General features: G+C 69.1%; 2 protein-coding genes. Both read left to right on the forward strand.

Annotated features, from left to right (window positions below):
• Nucleotides 1-59: 59 nt before the first annotated feature.
• Entirely contained in the window at nucleotides 60-575 is a 516-nt protein-coding gene (locus tag IE294_RS46845; RefSeq protein WP_229918594.1) for a winged helix-turn-helix domain-containing protein, read from the forward strand.
• A partial coding sequence (locus tag IE294_RS46850) for a transposase (protein ID WP_189895404.1) occupies nucleotides 572-950 on the forward strand: 379 nt, incomplete at its 3' end. The genes IE294_RS46845 and IE294_RS46850, both read left to right, overlap by 4 nt.

A 950-nucleotide genomic window follows, 5' to 3' on the forward strand; every position in this document is an offset into this window, starting at 1 on the left:
TACTGATCTTTTCGTAAGTTCGGTGGGTGTGGTGGCCGTGTGGGTGGGAGGCTGTCGGGGTGGCATACCAACGTTCCCCTTCGGTTGCTGGCTCCTTGCTTCCTCCTTTGTCGCGGCCTCAGTTGGCGGAGGCGCGTCGTGTTCGGGCAGTCGAGTTGTTCGAGGGCGGCGTCTCGAATGCGGAGATCGCGAGGGCGGTGGGGGTACGTGCCGAGAGTGTGCGGCGTTGGCGGCGGGTGTGGGAGCAAGACGGTGCTTCGGGCCTGCGGAGACGGGCAGCCACCGGACGCCCACCCAAGCTGGACGACGCCCAGGTCGAGATGGTCCGGGCCGCGTTGGAGCAAGGTGCCCAGGCTCATGGTTTCGAGGCCGACCTGTGGACCCTGGAACGAGTCGGCGCGGTCGTCACCCGGGCCACGGGGGTGGTGTTGTCGAGGGCGTCGGTGTGGCGGCTGCTGACCGGCCGGCTCGGATGGAGCCTGCAACGGCCCGAGCGGCGGGCGGTCGAGCGGGACGAGTCGGAGATCGCCCGCTGGATCGCGCACGAGTGGCCGCGCATCAAAAGGGGGCCGTGAACACACGTGCCTGGATCGTCTTCCTCGACGAATCAGGCGTCTCCCTGCTCCCTCAGATCCGCCGCACCTACTCGCCCCGAGGGCGGACTCCGCTCCTGCGGCACCGCCTGAACTGGAAGCGCGCGTCGATGGCCGGAGCCCTGGGCTACCACGCAGCCGACCCCGATCGCGGGGCCCGCCTGTGCTTCCACCTCAAGCCCGGCAGCTACGACACCGCCGGCCTCATCGAGGTCCTGGAGCAGGTGGAGATGTTCTACCGCGGCGAGCGGGTGGTCCTGGTCTGGGACGGGCTGTCCGCCCACTGGAGCCGGGCGATGCGGGCCTGGGTCGCCGAACAAGACTGGCTCACCCTGGAACGATTACCCGCCTACGCTC

This window comes from Streptomyces canarius (assembly GCF_014650735.1).
Classification (GTDB): Bacteria; Actinomycetota; Actinomycetes; order Streptomycetales; family Streptomycetaceae; genus Streptomyces; species Streptomyces olivaceoviridis.